The organism is Citrobacter youngae (assembly GCF_003818115.1).
Taxonomy (GTDB): domain Bacteria; phylum Pseudomonadota; class Gammaproteobacteria; order Enterobacterales; family Enterobacteriaceae; genus Citrobacter; species Citrobacter youngae.
In genome coordinates this window covers 45,458-72,023 of record NZ_RPOI01000010.1, presented here as the reverse complement: position 1 = coordinate 72,023, position 26,566 = coordinate 45,458, and the positions used below count along the sequence as shown (strand labels likewise).

General features: G+C 54.8%; 25 protein-coding genes and 1 riboswitch. Of the genes, 15 read left to right on the top strand and 10 right to left on the bottom strand.

What is annotated here, in order from left to right; translation table 11 throughout:
- Positions 1 to 13: 13 nt before the first annotated feature.
- The gene (gene bioA / locus EHN13_RS09085) at positions 14 to 1,303 is read right to left on the bottom strand and encodes an adenosylmethionine--8-amino-7-oxononanoate transaminase (RefSeq protein WP_124021268.1); all 1,290 of its coding nucleotides are present in this window, start codon (positions 1,301 to 1,303) and stop codon (positions 14 to 16) included.
- 76 nt (positions 1,304 to 1,379) lie between these two features.
- Between bioA and bioB the strand changes: the two genes are divergently transcribed.
- The 4 genes from bioB to bioD are packed head-to-tail and all read left to right on the top strand — an operon-like array spanning position 1,380 to position 5,004.
- Positions 1,380 to 2,420 carry a biotin synthase BioB gene (bioB, locus tag EHN13_RS09080; RefSeq protein ID WP_124021267.1) on the top strand — a complete coding sequence of 347 codons (1,041 nt, stop codon included), beginning with the start codon at positions 1,380 to 1,382 and terminating at the stop codon, positions 2,418 to 2,420.
- Positions 2,417 to 3,574: an 8-amino-7-oxononanoate synthase gene (bioF, locus tag EHN13_RS09075; protein ID WP_124021266.1), complete on the top strand. Its 1,158-nt coding sequence runs from the start codon at positions 2,417 to 2,419 to the stop codon at positions 3,572 to 3,574. The genes bioB and bioF overlap by 4 nt, the downstream gene beginning before the upstream one ends.
- Positions 3,558 to 4,343, top strand: a complete 786-nt coding sequence (gene bioC / locus EHN13_RS09070) for a malonyl-ACP O-methyltransferase BioC (protein WP_116361006.1) — start codon at positions 3,558 to 3,560, stop codon at positions 4,341 to 4,343. The genes bioF and bioC overlap by 17 nt, the downstream gene beginning before the upstream one ends.
- Complete coding sequence (gene bioD, locus EHN13_RS09065; RefSeq protein WP_048212217.1) at positions 4,306 to 5,004, top strand: dethiobiotin synthase; 699 nt, start codon at positions 4,306 to 4,308, stop codon at positions 5,002 to 5,004. The genes bioC and bioD overlap by 38 nt, the downstream gene beginning before the upstream one ends.
- On the opposite strand, the gene EHN13_RS09060 is transcribed toward bioD, so the two are convergent.
- Positions 4,970 to 5,692, bottom strand: a complete 723-nt coding sequence (locus tag EHN13_RS09060; protein WP_124021265.1) for an ABC transporter ATP-binding protein — start codon at positions 5,690 to 5,692, stop codon at positions 4,970 to 4,972. The two genes, bioD and EHN13_RS09060, sit on opposite strands and share 35 nt — an antisense overlap.
- A gap of 768 nt (positions 5,693 to 6,460) precedes the next feature.
- On the opposite strand from EHN13_RS09060, the gene uvrB reads away from it, so the two are divergent.
- Positions 6,461 to 8,482: an excinuclease ABC subunit UvrB gene (gene uvrB / locus EHN13_RS09045; RefSeq protein WP_124021264.1), complete on the top strand. Its 2,022-nt coding sequence runs from the start codon at positions 6,461 to 6,463 to the stop codon at positions 8,480 to 8,482.
- Between the two features lie 88 nt (positions 8,483 to 8,570).
- On the opposite strand, the gene yvcK is transcribed toward uvrB, so the two are convergent.
- On the bottom strand, positions 8,571 to 9,479 hold the full coding sequence (yvcK, locus tag EHN13_RS09040; protein ID WP_124021263.1) for a uridine diphosphate-N-acetylglucosamine-binding protein YvcK: 909 nt from the start codon (positions 9,477 to 9,479) through the stop codon (positions 8,571 to 8,573).
- A 288-nt stretch (positions 9,480 to 9,767) separates the two neighbouring features.
- Positions 9,768 to 9,913: riboswitch (molybdenum cofactor riboswitch) on the top strand.
- On the opposite strand from yvcK, the gene moaA reads away from it, so the two are divergent.
- The 6 genes from moaA (at position 9,901) to EHN13_RS09010 (ending at position 13,348) form a co-directional block, all read left to right on the top strand.
- On the top strand, positions 9,901 to 10,890 hold the full coding sequence (gene moaA, locus EHN13_RS09035) for a GTP 3',8-cyclase MoaA (RefSeq protein ID WP_124021262.1): 990 nt from the start codon (positions 9,901 to 9,903) through the stop codon (positions 10,888 to 10,890). (Overlaps the previous riboswitch by 13 nt.)
- A gap of 19 nt (positions 10,891 to 10,909) precedes the next feature.
- Positions 10,910 to 11,422 carry a molybdenum cofactor biosynthesis protein B gene (moaB, locus tag EHN13_RS09030; protein ID WP_048212213.1) on the top strand — a complete coding sequence of 171 codons (513 nt, stop codon included), beginning with the start codon at positions 10,910 to 10,912 and terminating at the stop codon, positions 11,420 to 11,422.
- 2 nt (positions 11,423 to 11,424) lie between these two features.
- Positions 11,425 to 11,910: a cyclic pyranopterin monophosphate synthase MoaC gene (gene moaC / locus EHN13_RS09025; protein ID WP_003035188.1), complete on the top strand. Its 486-nt coding sequence runs from the start codon at positions 11,425 to 11,427 to the stop codon at positions 11,908 to 11,910.
- Positions 11,903 to 12,148, top strand: a complete 246-nt coding sequence (gene moaD, locus EHN13_RS09020) for a molybdopterin synthase sulfur carrier subunit (RefSeq protein WP_101741864.1) — start codon at positions 11,903 to 11,905, stop codon at positions 12,146 to 12,148. The genes moaC and moaD overlap by 8 nt, the downstream gene beginning before the upstream one ends.
- Before the next feature lies 1 nt (position 12,149).
- Complete coding sequence (gene moaE, locus EHN13_RS09015) at positions 12,150 to 12,602, top strand: molybdopterin synthase catalytic subunit MoaE (RefSeq protein ID WP_101741863.1); 453 nt, start codon at positions 12,150 to 12,152, stop codon at positions 12,600 to 12,602.
- Positions 12,603 to 12,643: 41 nt separating this feature from the next.
- Entirely contained in the window at positions 12,644 to 13,348 is a 705-nt protein-coding gene (locus EHN13_RS09010; RefSeq protein WP_040230421.1) for a Bax inhibitor-1/YccA family protein, read from the top strand.
- A gap of 107 nt (positions 13,349 to 13,455) precedes the next feature.
- Here the strand turns inward: EHN13_RS09010 and clsB are convergent, their stop codons facing one another.
- Both clsB and EHN13_RS09000 read right to left on the bottom strand, forming a co-directional pair.
- A complete protein-coding gene (clsB, locus tag EHN13_RS09005; RefSeq protein WP_124021261.1) occupies positions 13,456 to 14,697 on the bottom strand; it encodes a cardiolipin synthase ClsB in 1,242 nt (413 codons plus the stop codon).
- Positions 14,694 to 15,455: an endonuclease/exonuclease/phosphatase family protein gene (locus EHN13_RS09000; protein WP_124021260.1), complete on the bottom strand. Its 762-nt coding sequence runs from the start codon at positions 15,453 to 15,455 to the stop codon at positions 14,694 to 14,696. The genes clsB and EHN13_RS09000 overlap by 4 nt, the downstream gene beginning before the upstream one ends.
- Before the next feature lie 189 nt (positions 15,456 to 15,644).
- Between EHN13_RS09000 and EHN13_RS08995 the strand changes: the two genes are divergently transcribed.
- Positions 15,645 to 16,055, top strand: coding sequence for a YbhQ family protein (locus tag EHN13_RS08995; RefSeq protein WP_048212208.1), 411 nt, complete (start codon positions 15,645 to 15,647; stop codon positions 16,053 to 16,055).
- Here the strand turns inward: EHN13_RS08995 and EHN13_RS08990 are convergent.
- Genes EHN13_RS08990 through cecR form a run of 5 tightly spaced genes read right to left on the bottom strand, consistent with a single transcriptional unit; the run spans position 16,017 to position 21,658 of the window.
- On the bottom strand, positions 16,017 to 17,123 hold the full coding sequence (locus EHN13_RS08990; RefSeq protein ID WP_061067575.1) for an ABC transporter permease: 1,107 nt from the start codon (positions 17,121 to 17,123) through the stop codon (positions 16,017 to 16,019). The two genes, EHN13_RS08995 and EHN13_RS08990, sit on opposite strands and share 39 nt — an antisense overlap.
- Before the next feature lie 10 nt (positions 17,124 to 17,133).
- Positions 17,134 to 18,267 (bottom strand): ABC transporter permease, encoded by a 1,134-nt coding sequence (locus EHN13_RS08985; protein ID WP_061067576.1) that lies wholly within the window; start codon positions 18,265 to 18,267, stop codon positions 17,134 to 17,136.
- The gene (locus EHN13_RS08980) at positions 18,260 to 19,996 is read right to left on the bottom strand and encodes an ATP-binding cassette domain-containing protein (RefSeq protein WP_124021259.1); all 1,737 of its coding nucleotides are present in this window, start codon (positions 19,994 to 19,996) and stop codon (positions 18,260 to 18,262) included. The genes EHN13_RS08985 and EHN13_RS08980 overlap by 8 nt, the downstream gene beginning before the upstream one ends.
- The gene (hlyD, locus tag EHN13_RS08975; RefSeq protein WP_124021258.1) at positions 19,989 to 20,984 is read right to left on the bottom strand and encodes a secretion protein HlyD; all 996 of its coding nucleotides are present in this window, start codon (positions 20,982 to 20,984) and stop codon (positions 19,989 to 19,991) included. The genes EHN13_RS08980 and hlyD overlap by 8 nt, the downstream gene beginning before the upstream one ends.
- Positions 20,981 to 21,658 (bottom strand): transcriptional regulator CecR, encoded by a 678-nt coding sequence (gene cecR / locus EHN13_RS08970; RefSeq protein ID WP_003035216.1) that lies wholly within the window; start codon positions 21,656 to 21,658, stop codon positions 20,981 to 20,983. Before cecR ends, hlyD begins: the two co-directional genes overlap by 4 nt.
- A gap of 221 nt (positions 21,659 to 21,879) precedes the next feature.
- On the opposite strand from cecR, the gene rhlE reads away from it, so the two are divergent.
- The 3 genes from rhlE (at position 21,880) to ybiB (ending at position 26,474) form a co-directional block, all read left to right on the top strand.
- Positions 21,880 to 23,229, top strand: coding sequence for an ATP-dependent RNA helicase RhlE (gene rhlE / locus EHN13_RS08965; protein ID WP_048212203.1), 1,350 nt, complete (start codon positions 21,880 to 21,882; stop codon positions 23,227 to 23,229).
- A 96-nt stretch (positions 23,230 to 23,325) separates the two neighbouring features.
- Positions 23,326 to 25,476 carry an ATP-dependent DNA helicase DinG gene (gene dinG, locus EHN13_RS08960; RefSeq protein WP_048212202.1) on the top strand — a complete coding sequence of 717 codons (2,151 nt, stop codon included), beginning with the start codon at positions 23,326 to 23,328 and terminating at the stop codon, positions 25,474 to 25,476.
- 29 nt (positions 25,477 to 25,505) lie between these two features.
- On the top strand, positions 25,506 to 26,474 hold the full coding sequence (ybiB, locus tag EHN13_RS08955; protein ID WP_048212201.1) for a DNA-binding protein YbiB: 969 nt from the start codon (positions 25,506 to 25,508) through the stop codon (positions 26,472 to 26,474).
- Positions 26,475 to 26,566 lie beyond the last annotated feature (92 nt).

Below are 26,566 nucleotides of genomic sequence, written 5' to 3'. Positions count from 1 at the left end.
AGCTTACCGCTGGTTAATCGCTAAAAAATGTTGCATTGCGCACAGCCTCGTTGACGGCCTGGGTCAGACGACACAGTTGTTCGGGCTTGATGATGTACGGCGGCATCAGATAAATGAGCTTACCAAACGGTCTTACCCACACGCCCTGTTCGACAAAGAACTTCTGTAAAGCGGCCATATTCACCGGATGCGTGGTTTCGATGACGCCGATGGCACCAAGCACGCGCACGTCGGCGACCCAACGGGAATCAGCCGCCGGGGCGAGCTCTGCCCGCAGCTGCGCTTCTATGTTCGCTACCTGCGAGCGCCACTCGCCGGTTTCGAGTAACGACAGGCTGGCGGAGGCGACGGCGCAGGCCAGTGGATTGCCCATGAAAGTCGGGCCGTGCATAAAACATCCGGCTTCACCGTTGCTGATGGTTTCCGCGACCTGGCGGGTGGTCAGAGTTGCGGAAAGGGTCATTGTCCCGCCGGTTAACGCTTTGCCAAGGCACAAAATATCCGGGGTGATATCGGCGTGTTCACAGGCAAACAGCTTGCCTGTACGACCAAATCCGGTGGCGATTTCATCGGCAATCAACAGGATACCTTCACGGTCACACATTTTACGGATGCGTTTTAACCATTCGGGGTGATACATGCGCATGCCGCCAGCGCCCTGCACAATCGGCTCAAGGATCACCGCCGCAATTTCGTGGCGATGCGCGGCCATCAGGCGGGCGAACGGTACCATATCCAGTTCGTCCCACTCGCCGCCCATGCGGCTTTGCGGGGCGGGCGCAAACAGGTTCTCCGGCAGATAACCCTTCCACAGACTGTGCATCGAGTTGTCGGGATCGCAGACCGACATTGCGCCGAAGGTGTCACCGTGATAACCGTTACGAAACGTCAGGAAACGCTGACGCGCTTCGCCTTTTGCCTGCCAGTATTGCAGCGCCATTTTCATCGCGACTTCCACGGCGACCGAACCAGAATCCGCGAGAAAAACGCACTCCAGCGCCTCGGGCGTCATCGCCACCAACTGGCGACACAGCGCAATAGCCGGGGCATGGGTAATGCCGCCAAACATCACGTGCGACATGGCATCAATCTGCGTTTTCATCGCGGCGTTCAGCTGCGGGTGATTGTAACCGTGGATCGCCGCCCACCAGGACGACATACCGTCAATCAGCCGCTCACCGTTGGCTAATAGCAGTTCACAACCTTCGGCACTGGCCACCGGATAAACCGGTAGCGGGGAGGTCATGGAGGTGTAAGGGTGCCAGATATGGCGTTGGTCAAACGCAAGATCGTCCGTTGTCATAATCGACTTGTAAACCAAATTAAAAAGATTTAGGTTTACGAGTCTACACCAAACTGACAACGAAACGTATATCAATATGGCTCATTCTTCTCGCTGGACAATGTCGCAAGTCACCGAATTATTTGAAAAACCCCTGCTGGATCTGCTGTTTGAAGCGCAACAAGTGCACCGTCAGCATTTTGATCCGCGGCAGGTACAGGTGAGTACGCTGCTGTCGATTAAAACCGGTGCCTGTCCGGAGGACTGCAAATACTGCCCGCAAAGTTCCCGCTATAAAACCGGTCTGGAAACCGAGCGTCTGATGGAAGTTGAGCAGGTTCTGGATTCCGCGCGTAAGGCGAAGCAGGCAGGTTCAACACGGTTTTGCATGGGGGCGGCGTGGAAGAATCCGCATGAGCGCGACATGCCTTATCTGGAACAGATGGTCCAGGGTGTAAAAGCGCTGGGGCTGGAAGCCTGTATGACGCTGGGCACGTTGGACGAAACCCAGGCTCAGCGACTGGCCAGCGCGGGTCTGGACTACTACAACCATAACCTCGATACCTCGCCGGAATTTTACGGCAATATCATTACCACCCGTTCGTACCAGGAGCGACTTGATACGCTGGATAAAGTGCGTGAGGCGGGGATTAAAGTCTGCTCTGGCGGTATCGTGGGGTTAGGGGAAACGGTTACCGATCGTGCCGGTTTATTGCTGCAACTGGCGAACCTACCCACACCGCCGGAAAGCGTCCCCATTAACATGCTGGTGAAAGTAAAGGGCACGCCGCTGGCCGATAACGACGATGTGGATGCGTTTGATTTTATTCGTACTATCGCTGTCGCGCGCATCATGATGCCGACCTCGTACGTGCGTCTTTCTGCCGGGCGCGAGCAGATGAACGAACAGACCCAGGCAATGTGTTTTATGGCCGGGGCCAACTCGATTTTCTACGGCTGCAAACTGCTCACTACACCCAACCCGAACGAAGACAAAGATCTGCTTTTATTCCGCAAACTCGGTCTGAATCCGCAGCAAACGGCGGTACTGGTGGGCGATAACGAACAGCAGCAACGTCTGGAGCAGGCGTTGCGCACCCCGGATACAGACGACTACTACAACGCGGCAACCGTATGACCTGGCAGCAAAAAATTGACGATGCGCTCACTTTGCGTCGTTCTGCTGATGCTCTGCGTCGCCGCTATGCGGTGACACAGGGGGCAGGGCGCTGGTTGTTGGCCGAGGGGCGTCAGTATCTGAATTTTTCCAGTAACGATTATCTGGGGTTGAGTCACCATCCACAGATAGTCTGTGCCTGGCAGCAGGGGGCTGAACGTTTTGGCGTCGGCAGCGGGGGTTCAGGCCATGTTAGCGGCTATTCCATCGCGCATCAGGCGCTGGAAGACGAACTGGCGCAATGGCTGGGTTATTCACGAGCATTGCTGTTCATTTCCGGTTTCGCCGCCAACCAGGCGGTGATCACAGCGTTGATGGGAAAAGATGACCGGATTGTCGCCGACCGCCTCAGCCATGCGTCGTTGCTGGAAGCGGCCAGTCTGAGTCCCGCCGTGTTACGCCGTTTTACCCATAACGACCCGCAACATTTGGCTCGTCTACTGTCTGCCCCCTGTCCGGGGCAGCAGTTGGTGGTGACCGAAGGCGTGTTCAGCATGGATGGCGACAGCGCACCGCTGGCGGAAACTCACGCTGAGGCGCAGCACCAGAATGCGTGGTTGCTGGTGGATGATGCCCACGGTATAGGCGTTAGCGGTGAGGAAGGGCGTGGCTCATGCTTCCGACAGCAGGTGAAACCTGAGCTGTTAGTGGTGACCTTCGGGAAAGGATTTGGCGTCAGCGGCGCGGCAATCCTGTGTTCAGACAGCGTGGCCGATTATCTGCTGCAGTTTGCCCGTCATCTGATTTACAGCACCAGCATGCCGCCTGCTCAGGCGCAGGCATTGCGTGCCGCGCTGGCAGTGATCCGCAGTCGTGAGGGCGATGAACGCCGGGAAAAACTGGCCATGTTGATCCAACGTTTTCGTGCTGGCCTGGATATTGCGGATTTCACGCTGGCAAACTCAGACAGTGCCATCCAGCCATTGATCGTGGGCGATAACCATAAAGCACTGCAACTGGCGGAGGTTTTACGCGCCCAAGGTTGTTGGGTGACCGCCATCCGGCCTCCTACGGTACCGGTCGGCACCGCCAGATTACGGCTGACGCTGACGCAGGCGCATGAATGCCAGGATATCGACCGCTTGCTGGAGGTGCTGCATGGCGCAGGTCAATAAACAGGCCATTGCTGCTGCATTTGGACGCGCCGCTTCCCACTATGAACAACATGCCGGGCTACAGTGCCAAAGCGCCGACGCCTTGCTGGCGCTGCTTGGTGAACGGGATTATGCACGGGTACTGGATGCGGGGTGCGGCCCAGGGCGCATGAGTCGCTACTGGCGTGAGCAGGGAAGCGAAGTCAGCGCACTGGATCTTTCTGAACAAATGCTGGCAGAGGCACAGCGGCAAAATGCCGCCCACCACTATCTGCTGGCGGATATTGAAGCCATCCCTCAAAACGCTGCCACTTTTGACCTGGCCTGGAGCAATCTGGCGGTGCAGTGGTGCAGCGATTTACACGGCGCGTTAAGTGAGCTTTGCCGGGTTGTGCGCCCCGGAGGCACGGTGGCGTTTAGTACCCTGGCACACGGCTCGATGCCGGAATTACGCCGGGCGTGGCAAGCGGTAGATGACCGGGAGCACACCAACCGTTTCTTGCCCGTGGAGCAACTTGAAAAGGCTCTGCATGGCTGGGACGTCGAGTATCAGCTTCATCCGGTGACACTGTGGTTTGACGATGCGTTGAGCGCCATGCGCTCGCTCAAAGGGATCGGTGCGACGCATCTCCATGATGGACGCGAACAGCGCGTACTGACCCGTTCACAGCTGCAGCAGTTACAGTTAGCCTGGCCCTCTGTACAGGGAAAATACCCGCTGACGTATCAACTTTTTTTAGGAGTAATTCAACGTGACCAGAACGTATTTTGTCACCGGGACGGACACTGAGGTTGGTAAAACAATTGCCAGCTGTGCGCTCCTGCAGGCCGCGGGGCAATTGGGTTATCGAACGGTCGGCTATAAGCCCGTGGCGTCCGGTAGTGAAATAACGGCTGAGGGTCTGCGTAATAGCGATGCTCTGGCATTACAGCGCAACAGCGCTGTGGCAGTGCACTATACGGCAATCAATCCCTATACCTTTGCCGAACCCACGTCACCGCATATCATCAGCGCTGACGAAGGTCGCCCTATTCAGGCCTCAGTGATGTCTGCGGGTTTACGCTTGCTTGAAGAACAGGCTGACTGGGTGCTGGTGGAAGGCGCTGGCGGTTGGTTTACGCCGCTTTCACCCACGCTGAGTTTTTCTGACTGGGTACAAGCAGAACAACTGCCGGTGATTATGGTGGTTGGCGTCAAGCTTGGCTGCATCAACCATGCCATTCTGACTGCGCAAGCAGTACAACAGGCTGGGTTGACGCTGGCGGGGTGGGTCGCCAATGATGTGACTCCGCCAGGGAAACGCCATGCTGAATATATGGCAACGCTGAAACGCGCGATTCCGGCTCCGCTGCTGGGGGAAATCCCATGGCTGGAGGACGAGCCAGAACGCGCAACGACAGGGCACTATCTCGACCTTAGCGTTTTGCCTCTGGCGCCATCCAGTCGTTAAGAAACGGGTCGCTGAGCTGCGCCAGTTGTCCCTGGGCCACATTGCGTCCGCGATGTAACAGGCAATAGCAATCAGCGACCCGACGAATAAACGGCAGGCTTTGCTCTGCGAGCATTATGGCGATGCCCAACTCCTGGCTTAGCCTCACAATCAGGTTCCCCAGCTTGTGGATATACGCCTGGCCCGTTCCTCGCGTAGGCTCATCGAGGATTAGCAGGCGTGGGCGTGTAACCAGCGCGCTGGCGAGTGCAAGCTGGTGCTGATTTTCCTCTGATAAGGCAACCCCTTTGGTCTGACGCAGACTGTACAACTGTGGGAAGAGGCGGTATATATCGCTGCTGTTCATCGTTTCGCTTTCTTCAACCGCCTGGCGCGCAATATGCAGATTTTCCTCGACCGTCAGTTGCGAAAAAATCCGTCTCTGTTGTGAAACGGAGTTAATACCCAGCGCAATGCGATTTGCCGCTGGGATCGGACTCAGATCGCGCGGTGGCGCGCCTGCCTGATGCCAGACCATCGTACCGCTTTCGATAGGCAAATTGCCGATGATGCAATTGGCCAGCGTCGTTTTCCCCATCCCCGGAAGTCCCAGCACACCGGTACATTTGCCGGGCTGCAGGTCGAGATCCACATCCCATAGCGTGTGCTGGTTACCGTAATAGTGATTCACTGCGCGAAGACTCAACATAGGTTTTCTCCATCATGAAGTTATCCGCCCGACAGGCCGGGGAGCAGAAGAAAATTGCAAATCTCTTGCCACAAATGGGAAATGCGCGAAAAACAGCGGGATAGCGTGATCCATCGGCAGCGATGTCTGGTTTTTAACGATCCGGGTTAATTTTGCGCACATTGCCAGTGCCTGGTCGCGTCGGGATGGTGCAGGCAGGTAAATGGTGAAAATGCGAGCAAGATCTCGACAGCCTCCAGGGCTCCGTTGGCTGATAAATATAAAAAAATGGCGATAATTTTTTTTTATCCCACCCGAAAAGAGCAAGTCGGTGTTTTTGCCAGGCGGCAGTCAGCACGGGCTGGAGGCAGTTATCCACTATTCCTGTGGATAACCTTGTGTATTAGAGTTAGAAAACACAATGTAAGCGAGAGAAGACGCGGCCTGCGACTAAATTGATGCGAAAGACGGCTCGAGAGAATAGTTATTGAAATACAGAATGTTAGATAAAAGCAATGGCTGTCGCGGAAGTGTCATGCGTTGCCATAAAACTTTCATCTGCCGTCTTGACAAATGTTAAAAAAGTCATTGGTTTGGGGATAACACATTTTTACTGGTGTTTTATCTCGCCAGCGCCAAAATTTTAGCCTGCTCTGACGGGCATTTTGATGGCGTAACAGAAATATTCTGGTGCGTTACTGTTTTTTCATCCAGTATATTTTACTGGCAAAATATACTGCTGCGAGTAAAATTACACACCTGCCCGCCCATTGCTTCAGGTAGCTGCTCATGAGTAAACCGTTCAAACTGAATTCCGCTTTTAAACCCTCTGGCGATCAGCCTGAGGCGATTCGTCGCCTGGAAGAAGGGCTGGAGGATGGTCTGGCGCATCAGACGCTGCTCGGGGTGACGGGGTCGGGGAAGACATTCACTATTGCCAACGTGATTGCGGATTTACAGCGTCCGACGATGGTGCTGGCCCCTAACAAAACCCTCGCAGCCCAGTTGTACGGCGAGATGAAAGAGTTCTTCCCGGATAACGCAGTGGAATATTTCGTCTCCTACTACGACTATTATCAGCCGGAGGCTTATGTCCCGAGCTCTGATACTTTTATCGAGAAAGATGCGTCGGTAAACGAACACATTGAACAGATGCGTTTGTCGGCGACCAAAGCCCTGCTTGAACGGCGGGATGTGGTGGTGGTGGCCTCTGTTTCCGCGATCTATGGTCTGGGCGATCCGGATCTGTATCTGAAGATGATGTTGCATCTGACGGTGGGGATGATTATCGACCAGCGCGCGATCCTGCGCCGGCTTGCTGAACTGCAATACACGCGTAACGATCAGGCATTCCAGCGCGGGACGTTCCGCGTGCGTGGTGAGGTGATCGACATCTTTCCGGCCGAATCTGACGATATCGCGCTGCGTGTTGAACTGTTTGATGAAGAAGTTGAGCGCTTGTCGCTGTTCGACCCGCTAACCGGGCAGGTTGAATCCACTATTTCGCGCTTCACCATTTACCCGAAAACCCACTACGTGACGCCGCGCGAACGTATCGTGCAGGCAATGGAAGAAATTAAAGTCGAGCTGGCGGAGCGCCGCAAAATCCTGCTGGCGAACAACAAACTGGTAGAAGAACAGCGTTTAAGCCAGCGTACGCAGTTCGATCTGGAAATGATGAACGAGCTGGGTTACTGCTCGGGGATTGAAAACTACTCCCGCTATCTGTCCGGGCGCGGCCCTGGCGAGCCGCCGCCGACGCTGTTTGATTACCTGCCTGCCGATGGCCTGCTGGTGGTGGATGAATCTCACGTTACGATTCCGCAAATTGGTGGCATGTACCGTGGCGACCGGGCGCGTAAAGAGACCCTGGTCGAATACGGATTCCGTCTGCCGTCGGCGCTGGATAACCGTCCGCTCAAATTTGAAGAGTTCGAGGCGCTGGCTCCGCAAACTATCTACGTTTCGGCGACGCCGGGCAACTATGAGCTGGAGAAATCCGGTGATGAAGTGGTCGATCAGGTGGTACGACCGACCGGCCTGCTGGATCCGGTCATTGAGGTGCGCCCGGTGGCGACGCAGGTTGATGACCTGCTGTCGGAGATCCGCACCCGTGCGGCGATTAACGAACGTGTGTTGGTCACAACGCTTACCAAACGCATGGCGGAAGACCTCACCGAATACCTCGAAGAACACGGCGAGCGGGTGCGCTATCTGCACTCCGACATCGATACCGTGGAACGTATGGAAATCATTCGTGATTTGCGTCTGGGCGAGTTTGACGTGCTGGTTGGTATCAACCTGTTGCGAGAAGGCCTGGACATGCCTGAGGTCTCTCTGGTGGCGATTCTGGATGCGGACAAAGAAGGGTTCCTGCGTTCGGAACGATCGCTTATCCAGACCATAGGTCGAGCGGCGCGTAACATCAACGGTAAAGCGATTCTCTACGGCGATAAAATTACCGCCTCAATGGCGAAGGCCATTGGTGAAACTGAACGTCGTCGCGAGAAGCAGCAACTGTATAACGAAGAACACGGTATTACGCCACAGGGGCTGAACAAGAAAGTCGTTGATATTCTGGCGTTGGGTCAGAATATTGCGAAGACCAAAGCGAAAGGCAAAGGGAAGTCACGTGCCGGGGCGAAATCCGAGGTTGTTGAGCTGGACATGACGCCAAAAGCGCTGCAGCAGAAGATTCACGAGTTAGAAGGTCAGATGATGCTGCATGCGCAGAACCTTGAGTTCGAAGAGGCCGCGCAGATCCGCGACCAGTTGCATCAGTTGCGCGAGCTGTTTATCGCGGCGTCTTAACGCGATGCCGGATGGCGGGGGAGACCCGTTATCAGGCCTACAAGCGCACCTGTAGGCCTGATAAGCGCAGCGCATCAGGCAAATACGTTCAACCTAACGCCTGCACCGCTTTCTCCAGCGCGCTATGCAGCAATTGACGGTCATGACGGTAGGGAATATCGCTGGCCTCCAGTTCATCCTGAATCACAATGCGGTCGGTCATGGCCGAAACATCGACTTTTGGTCCGACAATCACCGCATCAATCACCTTCTTACCAACATATTGCTCAATGATGGCCAGCTTATCGGCAAGCGTCAGGCTGGCGGCAGGCAGGCTGAGTTCGCGTCCCAGATTGCCGATATAAACCATTGGTGCCGGTGTGCGACGTAACGCCTGTGCCAGTTCGTCGAGCAGCAGGATCGGCATCAGGCTGGTGTAAAAACTGCCTGGTCCTATCAGAATCAAATCCGCTTCGGCGATGGTTTCAATCGCCTCTCGCGTGGCGGGAACTTTAGGTGAGAGCATTAATTCTTGCGGCAGGGTAGTGAGCTGGTCGATATTTACTTCGCCATACACTTCATGTCCCTGATCGTCGAGCGCCATCAGGTCCACCGGTAGTTCTGACATGGGAATTAAATGTGCATCAACTTTTAGCAGGCTACGAATTAAATTGATGGCTTCCAGAGGCCGCACGCTGAGGTGATCGAGCGCCTTTAACATCAGATTTCCGAGGTTATGGCCGGAAAGTTCGCCATTACCGCCAAAACGATACTCAAACATCGCCGATGCGACGCTTGGTTGGGTAATTAACTGGTTGAGGCAGTTCCGCATGTCTCCCCAGGCAATACCGCCTTCTGAACGGCGAATTCGCCCCGTGGAACCGCCGTTATCGGTGGTCGTGACGATGCCCGTCAGGCGTGAACCTAAAGAAGAAAGTGACGACAGAACGCGTCCTAATCCATGCCCTCCGCCGAGAGCGACAACGCGATCCAGATCTGCCAGCGTACGAGTGCGCATAGTTATTCCTGATATCAATTGATCGGCGCTACAGTAACGTAAATAGCGTGTTTTCAGCAATTATCCAGTCGGCATCTGCCGTAATTTTTTTCTGCGATCTACCCCTTTCTGACGACATCCACCTGATAGCAAGATGATGTATATCAATGCAAAACGATGGTTTTTGCTTATTCTGTAGCGAAATTGCACGATCATGCCGCTATATACAGATTTATACAGCGAAAGTGTACATGGCAAAAGTGTCATTTACACGCTAGTATCGGCATAACCACAATGTACTCGAAGCATGACGAGTATAAACACTCTAGCCTCTGCACCTGGGTCAAATGATACGGTGCTTTGGCCGTGACGATACGTGAATACGATTGTCACCAGGGCGCAGGAAGAAATGACTTCGCCTCCCGTATTTGGAAAGGTGTACATGGGCTCTCAACTTACCGATGCATTCGCGCGTAAGTTTTACTACTTGCGTTTGTCGATTACCGATGTGTGTAACTTTCGTTGCACTTACTGTCTGCCAGATGGCTATAAGCCAGGTGGTGTGACTAATAACGGCTTTCTGACCGTTGATGAAATTCGCCGCGTCACGCGTGCGTTCGCCAGCCTGGGAACGGAAAAAGTGCGTCTGACAGGTGGCGAACCGTCACTGCGTCGCGATTTTACCGACATTATTGCTGCCGTACGTGAAAACGACGCTATCCGTCAGATTGCGGTAACCACCAATGGTTATCGTCTGGCGCGCGATGCTGCTGCATGGCGCGATGCCGGGCTGACGGCACTCAACGTCAGCGTCGACAGCCTGGATGCCCGTCAGTTTCACGCCATTACCGGGCAGGATAAGTTTCAGCAGGTGATGGCGGGGATTGACGCCGCCTTCGATGCCGGTTTTGAAAAAGTGAAAGTTAACACCGTGCTGATGCGCGACGTAAACCATCATCAACTGGACACCTTCCTCGCCTGGGTTCAACCACGGCCGATTCAGCTACGTTTTATTGAACTGATGGAAACGGGTGAGGGCAGCTCTCTCTTCCGCAAACACCATATCTCCGGGCAGGTACTGCGCGATGAACTGCTTAAGCGCGGCTGGATCCACCAGTTACGCCAGCGCAGCGACGGTCCGGCTCAGGTTTTCTGTCATCCTGACTATGCCGGTGAAATTGGTCTGATCATGCCTTATGAGAAAGACTTCTGCGCCACCTGCAATCGCCTGCGTGTTTCATCCGTCGGCAAACTTCATCTGTGTTTATTTGGTGAAGGCGGGGTGAACTTGCGTGATTTGCTGACCGACGACACCCAGCAGGCTGCGCTTGAAGAACGTATCTCTGCCGCGTTGCTGGAGAAAAAGCAGACCCATTTCCTGCATCAGAACAATACCGGTATTACGCAAAACTTATCTTACATTGGCGGCTGATCGCTAAAAGGAGTTTCTCATGAGTCAGGTAAGCGCTGAATTTATCCCGACACGCATTGCTATTCTTACTGTTTCCAACCGTCGTGGCGAAGAAGATGACACCTCCGGCCATTATCTGCGCGACTCGGCGCTGGAAGCGGGTCATCAGATTGTTGATAAGGCGATTGTCAAAGAGAACCGCTATGCGATTCGCGCTCAGGTTTCAGCCTGGATTGCCAGTGACGATGTGCAAGTGGTGCTCATTACTGGCGGCACTGGGTTAACCGAAGGGGACCAGGCACCGGAAGCGCTGCTGCCGCTGTTTGACAGAGAAGTTGAAGGGTTTGGCGAAGTCTTCCGTATGCTGTCGTTTGAAGAGATTGGTACCGCGACGCTGCAGTCTCGAGCGGTTGCCGGGGTGGCCAATAAAACGCTGATTTTCGCCATGCCGGGGTCGACCAAAGCGTGTCGTACCGCCTGGGAAAATATCATTGCGCCGCAGCTTGATGCCCGTACGCGTCCGTGTAATTTCCACCCACATTTGAAGAAATAAGTATGTCGCAACTGACTCATATTAACGCCGCTGGCGAAGCGCATATGGTGGATGTCTCCGCCAAAGCGGAAACCGTACGCGAGGCACGTGCTGAAGCATTCGTGACCATGCGTAGCGAAACGCTGGCGATGATTATCGATGGCAGCCACCATAAGGGTGATGTATTCGCCACGGCGCGTATTGCGGGTATTCAGGCCGCCAAACGTACCTGGGATCTTATCCCGCTGTGTCACCCACTGATGCTGAGCAAGGTCGAAGTCAATCTTCACGCCGAGCCGGAGCACAATCGCGTACGCATTGAAACGCTGTGTCGCCTGACCGGTAAAACTGGCGTTGAAATGGAAGCGTTAACAGCAGCCTCCGTGGCGGCGTTGACCATTTACGATATGTGCAAAGCGGTGCAAAAGGATATGGTGATTGGTCCGGTGCGTTTGCTGGCAAAAAGCGGCGGCAAGTCGGGGGATTTTAAGGTGGATGCACATGATTAAGGTTCTCTTCTTTGCTCAGGTACGCGAACTGGTCAACACCGATGCGCTAGAAATGACGGCTGAATTTCCAACGGTAGAAGCGCTGCGCAAGCATCTTGCGGCAAAAAGCGATCGCTGGGCGCTGGCACTGGAAGACGGTAAGCTGCTGGCGGCGGTAAACCAGACGCTGGTCGATTTTGACCATCCTCTTAACGCGGGTGATGAAGTCGCTTTCTTCCCGCCGGTAACCGGAGGCTAAAATGACTGAAACGCGAATTGTTGTTGGCCATGCGCCGTTTCGCGTCGGGGATGAGTATCCCTGGCTGGCAGAGCGCGATGAAGACGGCGCGGTGGTCACCTTCACCGGTAAAGTGCGCAATCATAATCTGGGTGACAGCGTGCAGGCATTAATGCTGGAACACTATCCAGGGATGACTGAAAAAGCGCTGGCGGAGATTGTCGACGAAGCGCGTTCGCGCTGGCCGCTGGGCCGGGTAACGGTGATCCATCGTATTGGCGAACTGTGGCCGGGCGATGAAATTGTTTTTGTCGGTGTGACCAGTGCACATCGTAGTAGCGCGTTTGATGCCGGGCAATTCATTATGGATTACCTGAAAACGCGTGCGCCGTTCTGGAAACGCGAAGCCACGCCAGAAGGTGAACGTTGGGTCGACGCCCGCGACAGCGATAAGCAAGCAGCAAAACGCTGGTAGAGTACAATTGGTTTAGGCACATACTGACTCAGGAGATTGTCATGGACCGATTCCCACGATCCGATTCTATTGTGCAGGCCCGTTCCGGCCTGCAAACCTACATGGCGCAGGTCTACGGCTGGATGACCTGTGGGTTGTTACTGACGGCGTTTATTGCATGGTACGCGGCGAATACGCCTGCGGTGATGATGTTTGTCTTTTCCAGCAAAATTACCTTCTTTGGGCTGATCATTGCACAGCTGGCGCTGGTATTTGTCCTGTCCGGCATGGTGCAAAAGCTCAGCGCTGGAATGGCAACGACGCTGTTTATGCTCTACTCGGCGTTAACCGGTCTGACGCTATCAAGCATTTTCATTGTCTATACCTATTCGTCTATCGCCAGTACCTTTGTGGTCACCGGCGGGATGTTCGGTATCATGAGTTTGTACGGCTACACCACCAAACGCGATCTCAGCGGCTTCGGCAACATGCTGTTTATGGCGTTAATTGGTATCGTTCTGGCCTCGTTGGTTAACTTCTGGCTGAAGAGCGAAGCGCTGATGTGGGCGGTGACCTACATTGGGGTGATCGTGTTTGTCGGCCTGACCGCCTATGACACGCAAAAGCTGAAAAATATCGGTGAGCAAATTGACCTGCGCGACAGTTCCAACTTGCGTAAATACGCCATTCTTGGGGCGTTAACGCTGTATCTGGACTTCATCAACCTGTTCCTGATGCTGCTGCGTATTTTCGGTAATCGTCGTTAATTCTCTGTTGCCGGATAAGGCGTTACGCCCCATCCGGCACTACAGTCACGGTGATTTAGCCATCGCTTCCTCGTTTTTTACCCGCGCTTTTTCGTCCAACTTCGCTATCAGGTTTTTCCTCCTGCATCCTCGGTTTGAATGCGATCTTGTGTTTCGATCGCGGGTTGTGCTGGCGGCTCCACTTCAGTCAGGCGCGGAGTGTGTGCCGGTAGCCAACCGACCAGTGCCGGGAAGTGGCGTAAAAAGTGAAATGCTAATACGCTTTTGGTCAGGTTCCACCAGGTGCGTCTGGGTAACATTGATTCATCAACTCGCTGGCAGTCCTGCGCAATAATGGGAGTCAGATTGTCGCGCAGGATCTGATTGAAAGCACGGTCATGAATAATGAGATTGGCTTCCAGATTCAGCGACAGACTGAGCGGGTCAAGATTGCTGGACCCGACGGTAGCCCAGTGATCGTCCATCAGCGCCACTTTGCCATGCAGCGGCTTGCGGTGATATTCGTAGACGTGGACGCCCCCTTTGACCAGATAGTTATACAGCAGCCGGGCGCCCACTTTCACAATGGGTATATCAGGCTCGCCCTGAACGATGAGTTTTACCCGTACGCCGCGTCGTGCTGCTTTACGCAGGGCATGCAACAGACGATAACCGGGGAAGAAATAGGCATTGGCAATAATCACTTCCCGCTTTGCCTGCGCGAGCATTTTCAAATAATGGCGTTCAATATCATCGCGATGTTCCTCGTTATCACGCCAGACGAACAGCGCCTGCGCTTCACCGGGGCGATGATTTTCGACTGCCCGGTGATGCCGTCGCCACCAGCGGCGTACGGCGCTTTGTCCCGGCAGGTTTTCCAGCACGAATGTCAGAATATCAACCACAATCGGACCTTCAACACGCACAGCGTAATCTTGCTTGGCTTCCGGCCCGTAGTCAGACATGTGTTCGGCGGAGTAATTAATACCGCCGACGAAGGCGATGCGATCGTCAATGACCACAATTTTGCGATGCATCCGGCGAAACAGATTGGTGCGCATCCCGAACAGGCGTGGGCGCGGATCGTAATAACGGAAAACAATACCCGCCGCGGTTAACTCTTCGACAAAGCTGTCGCTTAGATCCGGTGAGCCGTAGCCGTCCAGCAACACCTCTGCGGCGATCCCGCGGTGTGCGGCAGCGAGCAGTGCGGCATGTAGCTGTTTCCCGACCGCATCTTCAAACCAGATAAAGGTCTCCAGAATGATTTTTTGCTCCGCGTGCTCAATCGCGTGAAATACGGCGGGATAGAACTGATCGCCATTTTCCAGTAGCTGAATTTGATTGCCTTCACGCCAGCCAGTTTTCATACACGAATCTCCGCGCTCAGGGGGGCATGATCGGACAAATGTCGCCAGTGACGCAGCGCCAGCGTCGTAGGGGTACTGGCATTCGCGTTTTTCACATAGATCCTGTCCAGACGCAGCAGGGGAAACTGCACTGGAAATGTTCGCGCCGGGCGACCGTGAGCGCGGGTAAAAATCTCGTCAAGGCCGGCCTGGCTCTTTAACGGATAATTTGCCTGTTGTCGCCAGTCGTTAAAATCGCCAGCAACCACCACGGGATCCGCGTTGGGCAGGGCATTGACCCAATTTGCCAGCATGCTGAGCTGTGCCTGGCGATGGGCTTCACGCAAACCGAGGTGGACGCACATCACATGAATCGGGCGGGAAAGCATCGGCGGCACAATGCGACAGTAAAGCACACCGCGTTTTTCACTCGTGCCAACGGATATATCACGGTTTTCATAATGCTCAATGGGGTAGCGCGATAGCACGGCGTTGCCGTGATGCCCCTGTGAATACACGGCATTGCGCCCGTAGGCGAAATCGCGCCACATGGTGTCGGCCAGAAACTCGTAATGGCTGGTATCCGGCCAGTTTTCTATCTGCAGTGAGTGTACGTCGTGAGCGCCCAGCACTTCCTGCAGGCACACAATATCTGCGCCAACTGCCCTGACGGCATCCCGCAGCTCGGGCAAAATAAAGCGTCTGTTAAAGGCGGTGAAACCCTTGTGAGTATTAATGGTGAGCACATTGAATGAAAATCGGTCTGCTGATTCGCTCATGATTCTCCCGTTGGCGTCACTTTCCTGACTCTCTCCATCATCCTTCGGGATGGGGGGTTTGACCGTATCGCGAATTCTGTGGCGAAATAAATAGTGTAGTCGCCGTCACAAAAAGATGCGGTGTTGCGGAATTTTCCGTAAAGTCCGGTACTCTGAATAATTAGTTAAAAATCCTTCAGGAGAAAAGCCATGAGGTGGCAACAACGTGTTCGTGTCGCAACGGGTCTAAGTTGCTGGCAGATTGTGTTGCATTTACTGGTAGTGGCGTTGCTGGTAATGGGCTGGATGAGCGGCAAGCTGGTGCACGTCGGCCTGGGATTATGCGTCGTGTATGGCGTAACGGTTATCTTAATGCTGGCATTGCAACGTCACCATGAACAGCGCTGGCGTGATGTGGCTGACGTGCTGGAAGAGCTGACGACCACGTGGTATTTCGGTGCGGCAATGATCGTACTGTGGTTACTGTCGCGTGTGCTGCAAAACAACGTGTTACTGGCGCTGGCGGGGCTGGCGATCCTTGCCGGACCCGCAGTGGTCTCGCTGTTGGCGAAAGACAAAAAGTTACATCACTTTGCGTCTAAACATCGCATACGCCGCTGAGCCTGTTGTGGCCGCTATCACCAATAGCGGCCACAAACTTCCCCAGACAATCTGCAGACTCGCATCCTTCAGGTAAATCTGTTTTGTGATGTCCGTAAAGTGACGGATCGGGTTTATCCATGTCAGATTCTGCAACCACACAGGCATATTTTCGACCGGAGAGACATATCCGGACAGCAAAATGGCCGGCATCATAAAGACAAAGACGCCGATAAATGCCTGCTGCTGTGTCGCGCACAGTGACGAAATCAGCAAGCCAAATCCCACCAGCGACAGTCCGTAAATCACCATCGTGAAGTAGAACAGCCCCAGTGAACCGGCAAACGGGATGTGATAGGCCCAGATGCCGATTGCCAGTACGATGGTGGCCTGAAAGGTGGCAACAATCAGTGCCGGCACCGCTTTACCGATGAAAATCTGCCAGGTGGTAAGCGGGGAAACCAGCAGTTGATCCAGCGTGCCTTGCTCGCGCTCGCGAGCAACCGAGAGCGAGGTGACGATCATTACGCCGATAGTGGTGATCATGGCGATCAGCGACGGAACCACGAACCATTTGTAATCCAGATTCGGGTTGTACCAGTTACGCACGACCAGCTCGCTGTTGTTTGGTTTCGGCTTGCCGTCCATCAACTCCTGCTGATACGTCTTAACGATCTGCTGCAGATAATTTGCGGCAATCTGCGCGCTGTTGGAGTTGCGCCCATCGAGAATTAGCTGCATGGGTGCCTGCTGGAAAGTATCCAGATTACGCGAGAAGTCTGCCGGGAAGCGCACCAGTAGCAGTGCTTTTTGCGTGTCGATAGTGGGTTGGATTTCCTGGGGACTTTTTAGCAGCAGAATATGGGTAAAGGCGCTGGCGCGGGCGAAGCGTTGGGTTAATTCCACCGAATGTTTACCGTTGTCTTCGTTATAGATAGCGATAGTGGCGTTGGTCACTTCCAGCGTTGCCGCAAACGGGAACAGGATCACCTGAATCAGTACCGGTAAAATCAGAATGGCTCGCGTTTGCGGTTCGCGTAGCAGCGATTGCAGCTCTTTACGAATTAACGTCCATAAGCGATGAAACATGCCCGTCCCCTTAATCCAGCCGACGTTTGGTTTTCAGCCACGTCAGGCCAATAAACATTACCGCCGAAGCGATTAAAAACAGCACGTTGATAATTAGCACCACTGGAATATTTCCCGCCAGAAACAGGCTTTGCAGGGTGCTGACGAAATAACGCGCCGGAATAATGTAGGTTACCGCCCGGATAATCGCGGGCATGCTGTCTATCTGGAAGATAAAACCTGACAGCATAATCGAGGGCAGGAAAGCGGCGTTCAGCGCGACCTGCGCGGCGTTAAACTGGTTGCGGGTAATAGTCGAAATCAACAGGCCCATGCCGAGCGTACTCAGCAGAAACAGGCTGGTAATGAAAAACAGGATCAGCAACGAGCCGCGATAGGGCACGCCAAGAATAAATACCGACACCAGCATACACAGCAGCATCGCCAGCATGCCCAGAAAGTAATACGGGATCAGTTTGCACAGCAGCAGCTCGACGCGGGTGACTTCGGTAGACAGCAGGGCCTCCATGGTTCCGCGTTCCCATTCGCGCGCTACCACTAATGAGGTGAGGATTGCTCCAATGACCGTCATTATGATGGTCACCGCTCCGGGAATAATAAAGTGCTGGCTGATGGCTGCCGGGTTAAACCAGTAGCGGGTCTGCACGTCGATCAAGGGCTTGAATGATTCTCCCCGGTCTTCCGCCCGCTGTTGTTGCCAGATCTGCCAGATACCTTCGACATAACCCTGTACAAAGTTGGCGGTATTCGGTTCGCTGCCGTCGGTGATCACCTGGATCGGCGCCACGTCGTTGGGTCGCGCCATCTGCTGGGCAAAATTCACCGGGATCACCACCAGCCCGCGAATGCGCCCGGCCTGCATTTTCTCAATCAATTCCTGACGGTTATCGCTGATGGTGGCGTCAATATACGGCGAGCCGGTCATGGTATGGGTAAAATCCAGCGCCTCCTCGCTTTGCTGTTCGAGCAAAATCCCTACCCGCAGCTTGCTGGAGTCGAGGTTGATCCCGTAGCCGAAGATAAACAGCAGCAGCAGCGGGATCACGACGGCAATCAGCCAACTGCTGGGATCGCGGACGATCTGGCGGGTTTCTTTCACGCACAGCGCGCGTACGCGACGCCAGGAGAGGGCGGAATTACTCATGCGCGTGCTCCTTATCCCAGTCATTGATTAGCGTGATAAACGCCTGTTCCATCGTTGGGTCCGGCGTGTCGCTATCGGCTGCTTGTGCTTTCAGGTCATCAGGCGTGCCGCTGGCAATCAGTTTGCCGCGATACACCAGCCCGATACGGTCACAGTATTCCGCCTCATCCATAAAGTGGGTGGTCACCATCACCGTGACGCCTTTTTCCACCATGCTGTTGATATGCAGCCAGAACTCCCGACGGGTGAGGGGATCGACTCCGGAAGTGGGTTCATCGAGGAACAGGATATCGGGTTCATGCATCAGCGAGCAGGCCAGTGCCAGGCGCTGCTTAAAGCCCAGCGGCAGATCGTCGGTGGCGTGAGACGCGATACTCTTCAGGCCAAATGCCTCGCTCATACGATCGATTTTCTCCTTCTGCGCCCGACCGCGCAGACCGTAGACGCCGGAGAAAAAGCGCAGGTTCTGCTCAACGGTCAGGTTGCCGTACAGGGAGAATTTTTGCGCCATATAGCCCAGATGCTGGCGTGCTTTGCCGGAGCTGACTTTCAGATCCATGTCCAGCACCAGCGCTTTGCCGGAGGTGGGAACCAGCAGGCCGCACATCATTTTAAAGGTGGTGGATTTACCGGCACCGTTGGGCCCTAGCAGGCCAAAAATCTCACCACGCTGTACGGAAAAGTCTACGTGGTCGGTCGCGGCAAAATCGCCAAACTTCTTGGTCAGCGCTTTGGCTTCGATCACCGTTTCGCCAGGCGTGCCTTCCACGGTATGCAGGATAGCGCCCAGCGGGGATTCCGATGTTCCGGCTCCGCCGAGTAAATCGATAAAGGCATCCTCAAAGCGGGGAGTCGTTTCGCTGATGTTAATCTCCGGCATGCCGTCTGCCCGACGAATATCGTCCGCAGTGGCTGCTTTTTTCAGGATTAAGCGTACCGATTTCCCCTGAATCATCCCGTCGCTGACCTGCGGTAGTTTTAACGCGCGTTGCAGCAGTCGGCGGTTATTTTCCTGCGGACTGCTCATCAGGAAACTGCGGCCCGCCATGGTTTGCGTCAGTCGCGTCGGTTCACCCTGATACAACAGTTCGCCTTCGTTCATCAGCAGTACATCGCGGCACTGCTCTGCTTCATCCAGATACGAGGTGCTCCAGAGGATCAACATGCCATCCCCGGCCAGCTCATGAACCATTTGCCACAGTTCACGACGGGAGATGGGGTCGACACCGACACCCGGTTCATCCAGCAACAATACTTTGGGTTCGCCGACCAGCGTACAGGCCAGCCCGAGCTTCTGTTTCATCCCACCGGAAAGTTTGCCCGCCAGTCGTCCGGTAAATGGCCCCAGCGAGGTAAATTCCAGCAGGCGGGCAAAGGTTTTTTCTCGCGCCTCACCGGTGACGCTGCGCAAATCGGCATAGAGATTGAGGTTCTCCATGACGGTTAAATCTTCATACAGACCAAATTTCTGCGGCATATAGCCCAGCACCGCGTGCAGCGCGCTGTCGTCTTTGATGGGGTCAAAACCAATCACCGCAGCACTTCCGGCATCAGGTTTTAATAATCCCGCCAGCATGCGCATCAGCGTGGTTTTGCCCGCGCCGTCCGGCCCGACAAGCCCGGTCACGTAGCCCGCATGCACGATACAGTCGAGCGGGGCGACGGCCGGTTTTTCCATACCGGCAAAGTTTTTTGTCAGCCCTTTGAGCGTAATAACGGCATCATTCATGCCGTGCCTCATCGCCAAATTTTATCGTTACCGGCATTCCCTGACGCAGCGCATCGTCCGCGTCGGTTACGACAATTCGCAGGCGATACACCAGATCGGTGCGCAGATCAGGAGTCTCGACCGTTTTCGGCGTAAATTCGGCGGTTGGTGACACAAAGCCGATTTTGCCGTGATACGGTTTGTTCGGGCGGCCGTCGGTATAGAGCAGGATCTCACGTCCTGGCTGCGCCTGGCTCAGATTGCGTTCGTCAACGTAGGCGCGGACCCATACCGGACGCGTGAGCGACAGCGTCAGCACCGTGCCCCCTTCGTTCAGCATGCTGCCGGGTTCAACCGCGCGGGTGAGAAGCGTACCGTCAGACGGCGAGGTCAGCGTGGTGTCATGCAAATTAAGCTCTGCCTGTGCCAGCTCGGCCTGAGCTTGTTCGAGCGTGGCTTTCGCCTGTTCGATGTCCTGCACACGATTACCGCTGCGATATTGGCTGAGTTTGTCCTGTGCGGATTTCAACGAGGCTTGCGCCTGGTCACGTGATGAACGGGCGTTTTCCAGGTCGTTAGCGGAGATGGTGCGGCTTTTCCACAATCCAACCTGTCGATTATAAAAGTTCTGTGCGTAATCATAGGCAGCCTGTGCCTGTTTGACGGCCGCTGCCGCCTGGGCGATCTCTTCAGCGCGATACCCGGCCAGCATCAGATCGTATTGCGCCTGGGCAGCGGCAACATTGGCTTTGGCCTGCATCAATGCGTTTTCATACGGTGCGCGGTCCAGTTCGCCCAGCACCTGACCGGCGGTAATCGCATCGCCTTCATCAACCGCCAGCGAGGCCAGCCTGCCGCCAACGCGAAAACTCAGGTTGACGCTACGGATATCGACATTGCCGTACAGCGTCAGGCCATTATCTTGCCGACTTTGATACCACCACGTTCCACCGGCAATCACGGCAACGAGGGCCGCGATAACCAGCCCGAGCACGACAGGTTTTTTCATGACTCCAGACTCCTTTGCGTTAAACCTTGCAGAATAAGATCGATGTGACAGGTGATCGTTTGGTCAATCAGCGCGGTTTTATCCTCATCAAATTGTGACCAACCCGTACGCAACAGAATGGTTTCTTTCCCCAGACGAAAAGCCAGCACCTCGCCGAGTATGGCGTGGGTATGCAGAATCATTTGGGTATCGTTGGCATCGCCGCCGGTATAGGCGGCAATCAGGCGCGTCAGGTGTGTATGCAGCGGATTGATAACCTGGTCGTGCACCAGTTGATAAGCCGCGGTGGGGGAAAGCTGTTCCCGCGAAATAAATTTGCTCAGGTTTACGGTGTCGTCCTGGGTGAGCAACATGATCATATTTTTGCAGGCGCGCAGGATTAATTCGCGCATCGCGCCACGATCCGGCTCTGGCTGAGCGAATAAACGCTCGGCCTCTTCAGCGTGCGGACGAAACTGCGAGCCGATAAAATCGGCAATCCACTGGGCGCAGGCGAGATATAAATCCTCTTTTGAGCCAAAATAGTAGGTGATAGCCGCTATATTTTGCCCGGCCTGCGCGGCGATATCGCGCGTGGTGGCGTGCAGACCATACTCGCCGAATTGTGCCAATGCGGCGGCAATGAGCTGGTTCTTCGCCTGTTCACCTTTGGTTGTCATGGTGGGGGTATTCATGGCACGACTCTGATCTTAATCAATCGATTGATTAAGATTATGACTGATATGCAGCCTTGTCCAGTCCGGACGGTTATTTTCCAGTGAAGGGATAATTTATGCGGCACATCACAAAAACTGCTACACTCCGCCCCTTCATGACATTGTGGTTTTTGTCATCTCTATTGTATGTATCTCCCTGAAAACGACACCGGTAACGGTCAGGGCGGTTCGGAGTTGTTATGTCTTTTGATTCCCTTGGTTTAAACCCTGAAATTTTACGTGCCGTTGCCGAGCAGGGTTACCGTGAACCTACCCCTATTCAGCAGCAGGCTATTCCTGCCGTGCTGGAAGGCCGCGATCTGATGGCCAGCGCCCAGACCGGTACGGGGAAAACGGCAGGTTTTACCCTGCCGCTGTTGCAGCACCTGATCACCCATCAGCCGCATGGTAAAAGCCGTCGCCCGGTGCGTGCGCTGATCCTCACGCCAACCCGTGAACTGGCGGCCCAGATTGGCGAAAACGTACGTGATTACAGTAAGTATCTGAATATTCGCTCGCTGGTGGTCTTCGGTGGCGTCAGCATTAACCCGCAGATGATGAAGCTGCGCGGTGGTGTGGATGTACTGATTGCCACACCTGGTCGTTTGCTCGATCTGGAACACCAGAATGCGGTGAAACTGGATCAGGTTGAGATCCTGGTACTCGATGAAGCTGACCGCATGCTGGATATGGGCTTTATTCACGACATTCGTCGCGTTCTGGCGAAGCTGCCGGCAAAACGCCAGAACCTGCTGTTCTCAGCAACGTTCTCTGACGATATTAAGTCGCTGGCCGAAAAGCTGCTGCACAATCCGCTGGAAATCGAAGTGGCGCGCCGTAATACCGCCTCAGAGCAGGTGACTCAGCACGTTCATTTCGTGGATAAAAAACGTAAACGTGAGCTGCTGTCGCAGATGATTGGTCAGGGCAACTGGCAGCAGGTGCTGGTGTTTACCCGTACCAAACACGGTGCGAATCATCTGGCTGAACAGCTGAATAAAGACGGTATCCGCAGCGCGGCGATCCACGGTAACAAATCTCAGGGAGCGCGTACCCGTGCGCTGGCCGATTTTAAATCCGGGGATATTCGCGTGCTGGTGGCGACCGATATTGCCGCGCGTGGCCTCGATATCGAAGAGTTGCCACACGTGGTGAACTACGAGCTGCCAAACGTCCCGGAAGATTACGTGCACCGTATTGGCCGTACCGGGCGTGCCGCAGCTACCGGCGAAGCGTTGTCTCTGGTGTGCGTCGATGAACACAAGTTGCTGCGTGACATCGAGAAGTTGCTGAAAAAAGAGATCCCGCGTATTGCAACGCCAGGCTACGAGCCGGACCCCTCCATCAAAGCCGAGCCGATCCAGAACGGTCGCCAGCAGCGTGGCGGCGGCGGTGGCGGTCGCGGTCAGGGTGGAGCAGGGCGTGGCCAGCAGCCGCGTCGTCAGGATGGCGGTGCGCCAAAAGCGAAGCCGCGTAGCGGCGAAGGCAAACCGGCAGGTGATAAGCCTCGTCCGCCGCGCCGTCCGCGCAAACCGTCTTCCGCACAGTAATTGCGAGCCCGGCCGAAAGGTCGGGCTTTTCTTTTTGCGACACGTCCCAGAAAGTGCCACAATAGTGGCTGTTTATACAGTATTTCAGGTTTTCTCATGGCACTTACGGCTGCGTTAAAAGCGCAAATCGCCGCCTGGTATAAGGCGCTTCAGGAACAGATCCCTGATTTTATCCCCCGTGCGCCGCAGCGGCAGATGATTGCTGACGTCGCGAAAACGCTGGCAGGTGAAGAAGGACGGCATCTGGCGATTGAAGCGCCGACCGGAGTGGGGAAAACCCTGTCGTATCTGATTCCCGGTATTGCCATTGCGCGTGAAGAACAGAAAACGCTGGTGGTCAGTACCGCTAACGTTGCGTTGCAGGATCAGATCTACAGCAAAGACCTGCCGTTGCTGCGTAAAATCATCCCCGATCTGCGTTTTACCGCTGCTTTTGGTCGTGGTCGTTATGTCTGCCCGCGCAATTTGGCCGCGCTGGCCAGTACCGAACCCAATCAACAGGATCTGCTGGCCTTTCTCGACGATGACCTGACGCCAAATAATCAGGAAGAACAAAAGCGCTGCGCCAGGTTGAAAGGCGATCTCGACAGCTATAAATGGGACGGACTGCGCGATCACACCGATATCGCCATTGACGACGGACTCTGGCAGCGTCTGAGCACCGATAAAGCCAGCTGTCTGAATCGCAACTGTCACTACTATCGTGAATGCCCTTTTTTTGTCGCCCGCCGCGAGATTCAGGAAGCCGAAGTGGTGGTAGCCAACCACGCGCTGGTGATGGCGGCAATGGAAAGCGAAGCCGTTTTGCCGGAGCCGAAAAACCTGCTGTTAGTCCTTGATGAAGGCCATCATTTGCCGGACGTCGCCCGCGATGCGCTGGAGATGAGTGCAGAAATCAGTGCCCCATGGTATCGACTTCAGTTGGATCTGTTCTGCAAATTAGTGGCGACCTGCATGGAGCAGTTCCGCCCGAAAACCACGCCGCCGCTGGCGAATGCCGAGCGGTTGAACGGTCACTGTGAAGAGCTGTATGAACTGATTGCTTCACTTAATAACATCCTCAATCTCTATATGCCCGCTACCCAGGAAGCGGAACACCGCTTTGCAATGGGAGAACTGCCTGGTGAAGTGATGGAGATCTGCCAGCGGCTGGCGAAACTGACGGAAATGCTGCGCGGCCTGGCAGAACTGTTCCTCAACGATCTCAGTGAAAAAACCGGTACCCACGATATTGTGCGTCTGCATCGGGTTATTTTGCAGATGAACCGGGCATTGGGCATGTTCGAGGCGCAAAGCAAATTGTGGCGTCTGGCGTCGCTGGCACAGTCATCAGGTGCGCCGGTGAGTAAATGGGCGACGCGCGAGGTGCGTGACGGACAGATCCACGTCTGGTTTCACTGCGTGGGGATCCGCGTGAGCGATCAGCTCGAAAGACTGCTGTGGCGTAGCGTACCGCATATTATTGTCACCTCTGCCACGCTGCGTTCTCTCAATAGCTTCTCGCGTCTGCAGGAGATGAGCGGTCTGAAAGAAAAAGCGGGAGATCGCTTTGTTGCACTGGACTCACCGTTTAACCACGTTGAACAGGGCAAAATCGTCATTCCGCAGATGCGCTACGAACCGTTAATTGATAACGAAGAGCAGCATATCGCGGAAATGGCCGCCTATTTCCGCGAGCAACTGGAAAGTAAAAAGCATCAGGGCATGTTGGTGCTTTTTGCCAGCGGACGGGCGATGCAGCGTTTTCTTGAGCACGTTACCGATCTGCGCTTGCTGCTGCTGGTACAGGGCGACCAGCCGCGCTATCGTCTGGTGGAGTTACACCGAAAGCGGGTGGAAAACGGTGAACGCAGTGTACTGGTTGGACTGCAATCTTTTGCCGAAGGTCTGGATTTGAAAGGCGAATTGCTGACCCAGGTACATATTCACAAAATCGCGTTTCCGCCCATCGATAGTCCGGTAGTGGTCACTGAGGGCGAGTGGCTGAAAAGCCTGAACCGCTACCCTTTTGAGGTGCAAAGCTTACCAGCAGCGTCGTTCAATTTGATCCAGCAGGTGGGGCGACTCATTCGTAGCCATGGCTGCTGGGGTGAAGTTGTGATCTACGATAAGCGGTTGTTGACCAAAAACTATGGCAAGCGTTTACTGAATGCGTTACCCATTTTTCCGATAGAGCAGCCTGCTGTGCCAGACGTTATAGTAAAACCAAAAGAAAAAGCGAAACCCACGCGCCGCCGTCGGCGTTAACGATGCGAGCAACAGGAAAGGAGTTATCGATGGATTACCGCAAAATCATCAAAGAGATTGGGCGAGGTAAAAATCACGCGCGTGACCTGGACCAGGATACTGCTCGCGGACTGTATACCCATATGCTGAATGGCGATGTACCGGATCTTGAAATGGGCGGCGTGCTGATTGCGTTGCGCATTAAAGGCGAGGGAGAAGCGGAAATGCTGGGCTTTTACGAAGCGATGCAAAACCACACCATTCGCCTGACGCCGCCGGTTGCCAAACCCATGCCCATTGTCATTCCCAGCTACAATGGCGCGCGCAAGCAGGCCAATCTGACGCCGCTGCTGGCTATCTTATTGCATAAGCTGGGCTTCCCGGTGGTGGTGCACGGCGTCAGCGAGGATCCTACCCGCGTGCTGACAGAAACCATTTTTGAGCTGATGGGGATCATGCCCACGCTGCATGCCGGCCAGGCACAGGCAAAACTGGATGGTCATGAACCGGTATTTATTCCGGTGCGCGCGCTGTGTCCGCCTCTGGATAAGCAACTGGCGATGCGCTGGAGAATGGGGGTGCGCAACAGTGCACATACGCTGGCGAAGTTGGCCACGCCGTTTGCAGAAGATGCCGCGCTGCGTCTTGCCAGTGTTTCTCATCCTGAATATGTCTCGCGAGTGGCGAAATTTTTTGGCGACATCGGCGGCCGTGGTCTGCTGATGCACGGTACCGAAGGCGAGGTGTACGCCAACCCGCAGCGCTGTCCGCAGATAAGCCTGATAGACCCGACGGGAGTGCGCGTGCTACAGGACCGCCAGAGTGAGATGCCTGACGAGCCAGTCCCACTGCCGGTAGCAAAAGATCCGGAAACCACTGCCCGCTGGATAGAACGCTGTCTGGCCGGAAGCGAGCCGATACCGGCCTCATTGAAAATTCAGATGGCCTGCTGTCTGGTGGCCACCGGAGAATCCGCCACGCTGGCAGACGGGCTTGCTCGCGTCGATCAAAGCTTCTGACCCTTTCTTCATCCCGACGGGCCTGTCATCTGGCCCGTCAGTCGTTCCTGTCCAGCCCCCTCTGCAACGTGAAATTTCTGCACGTTTATTGA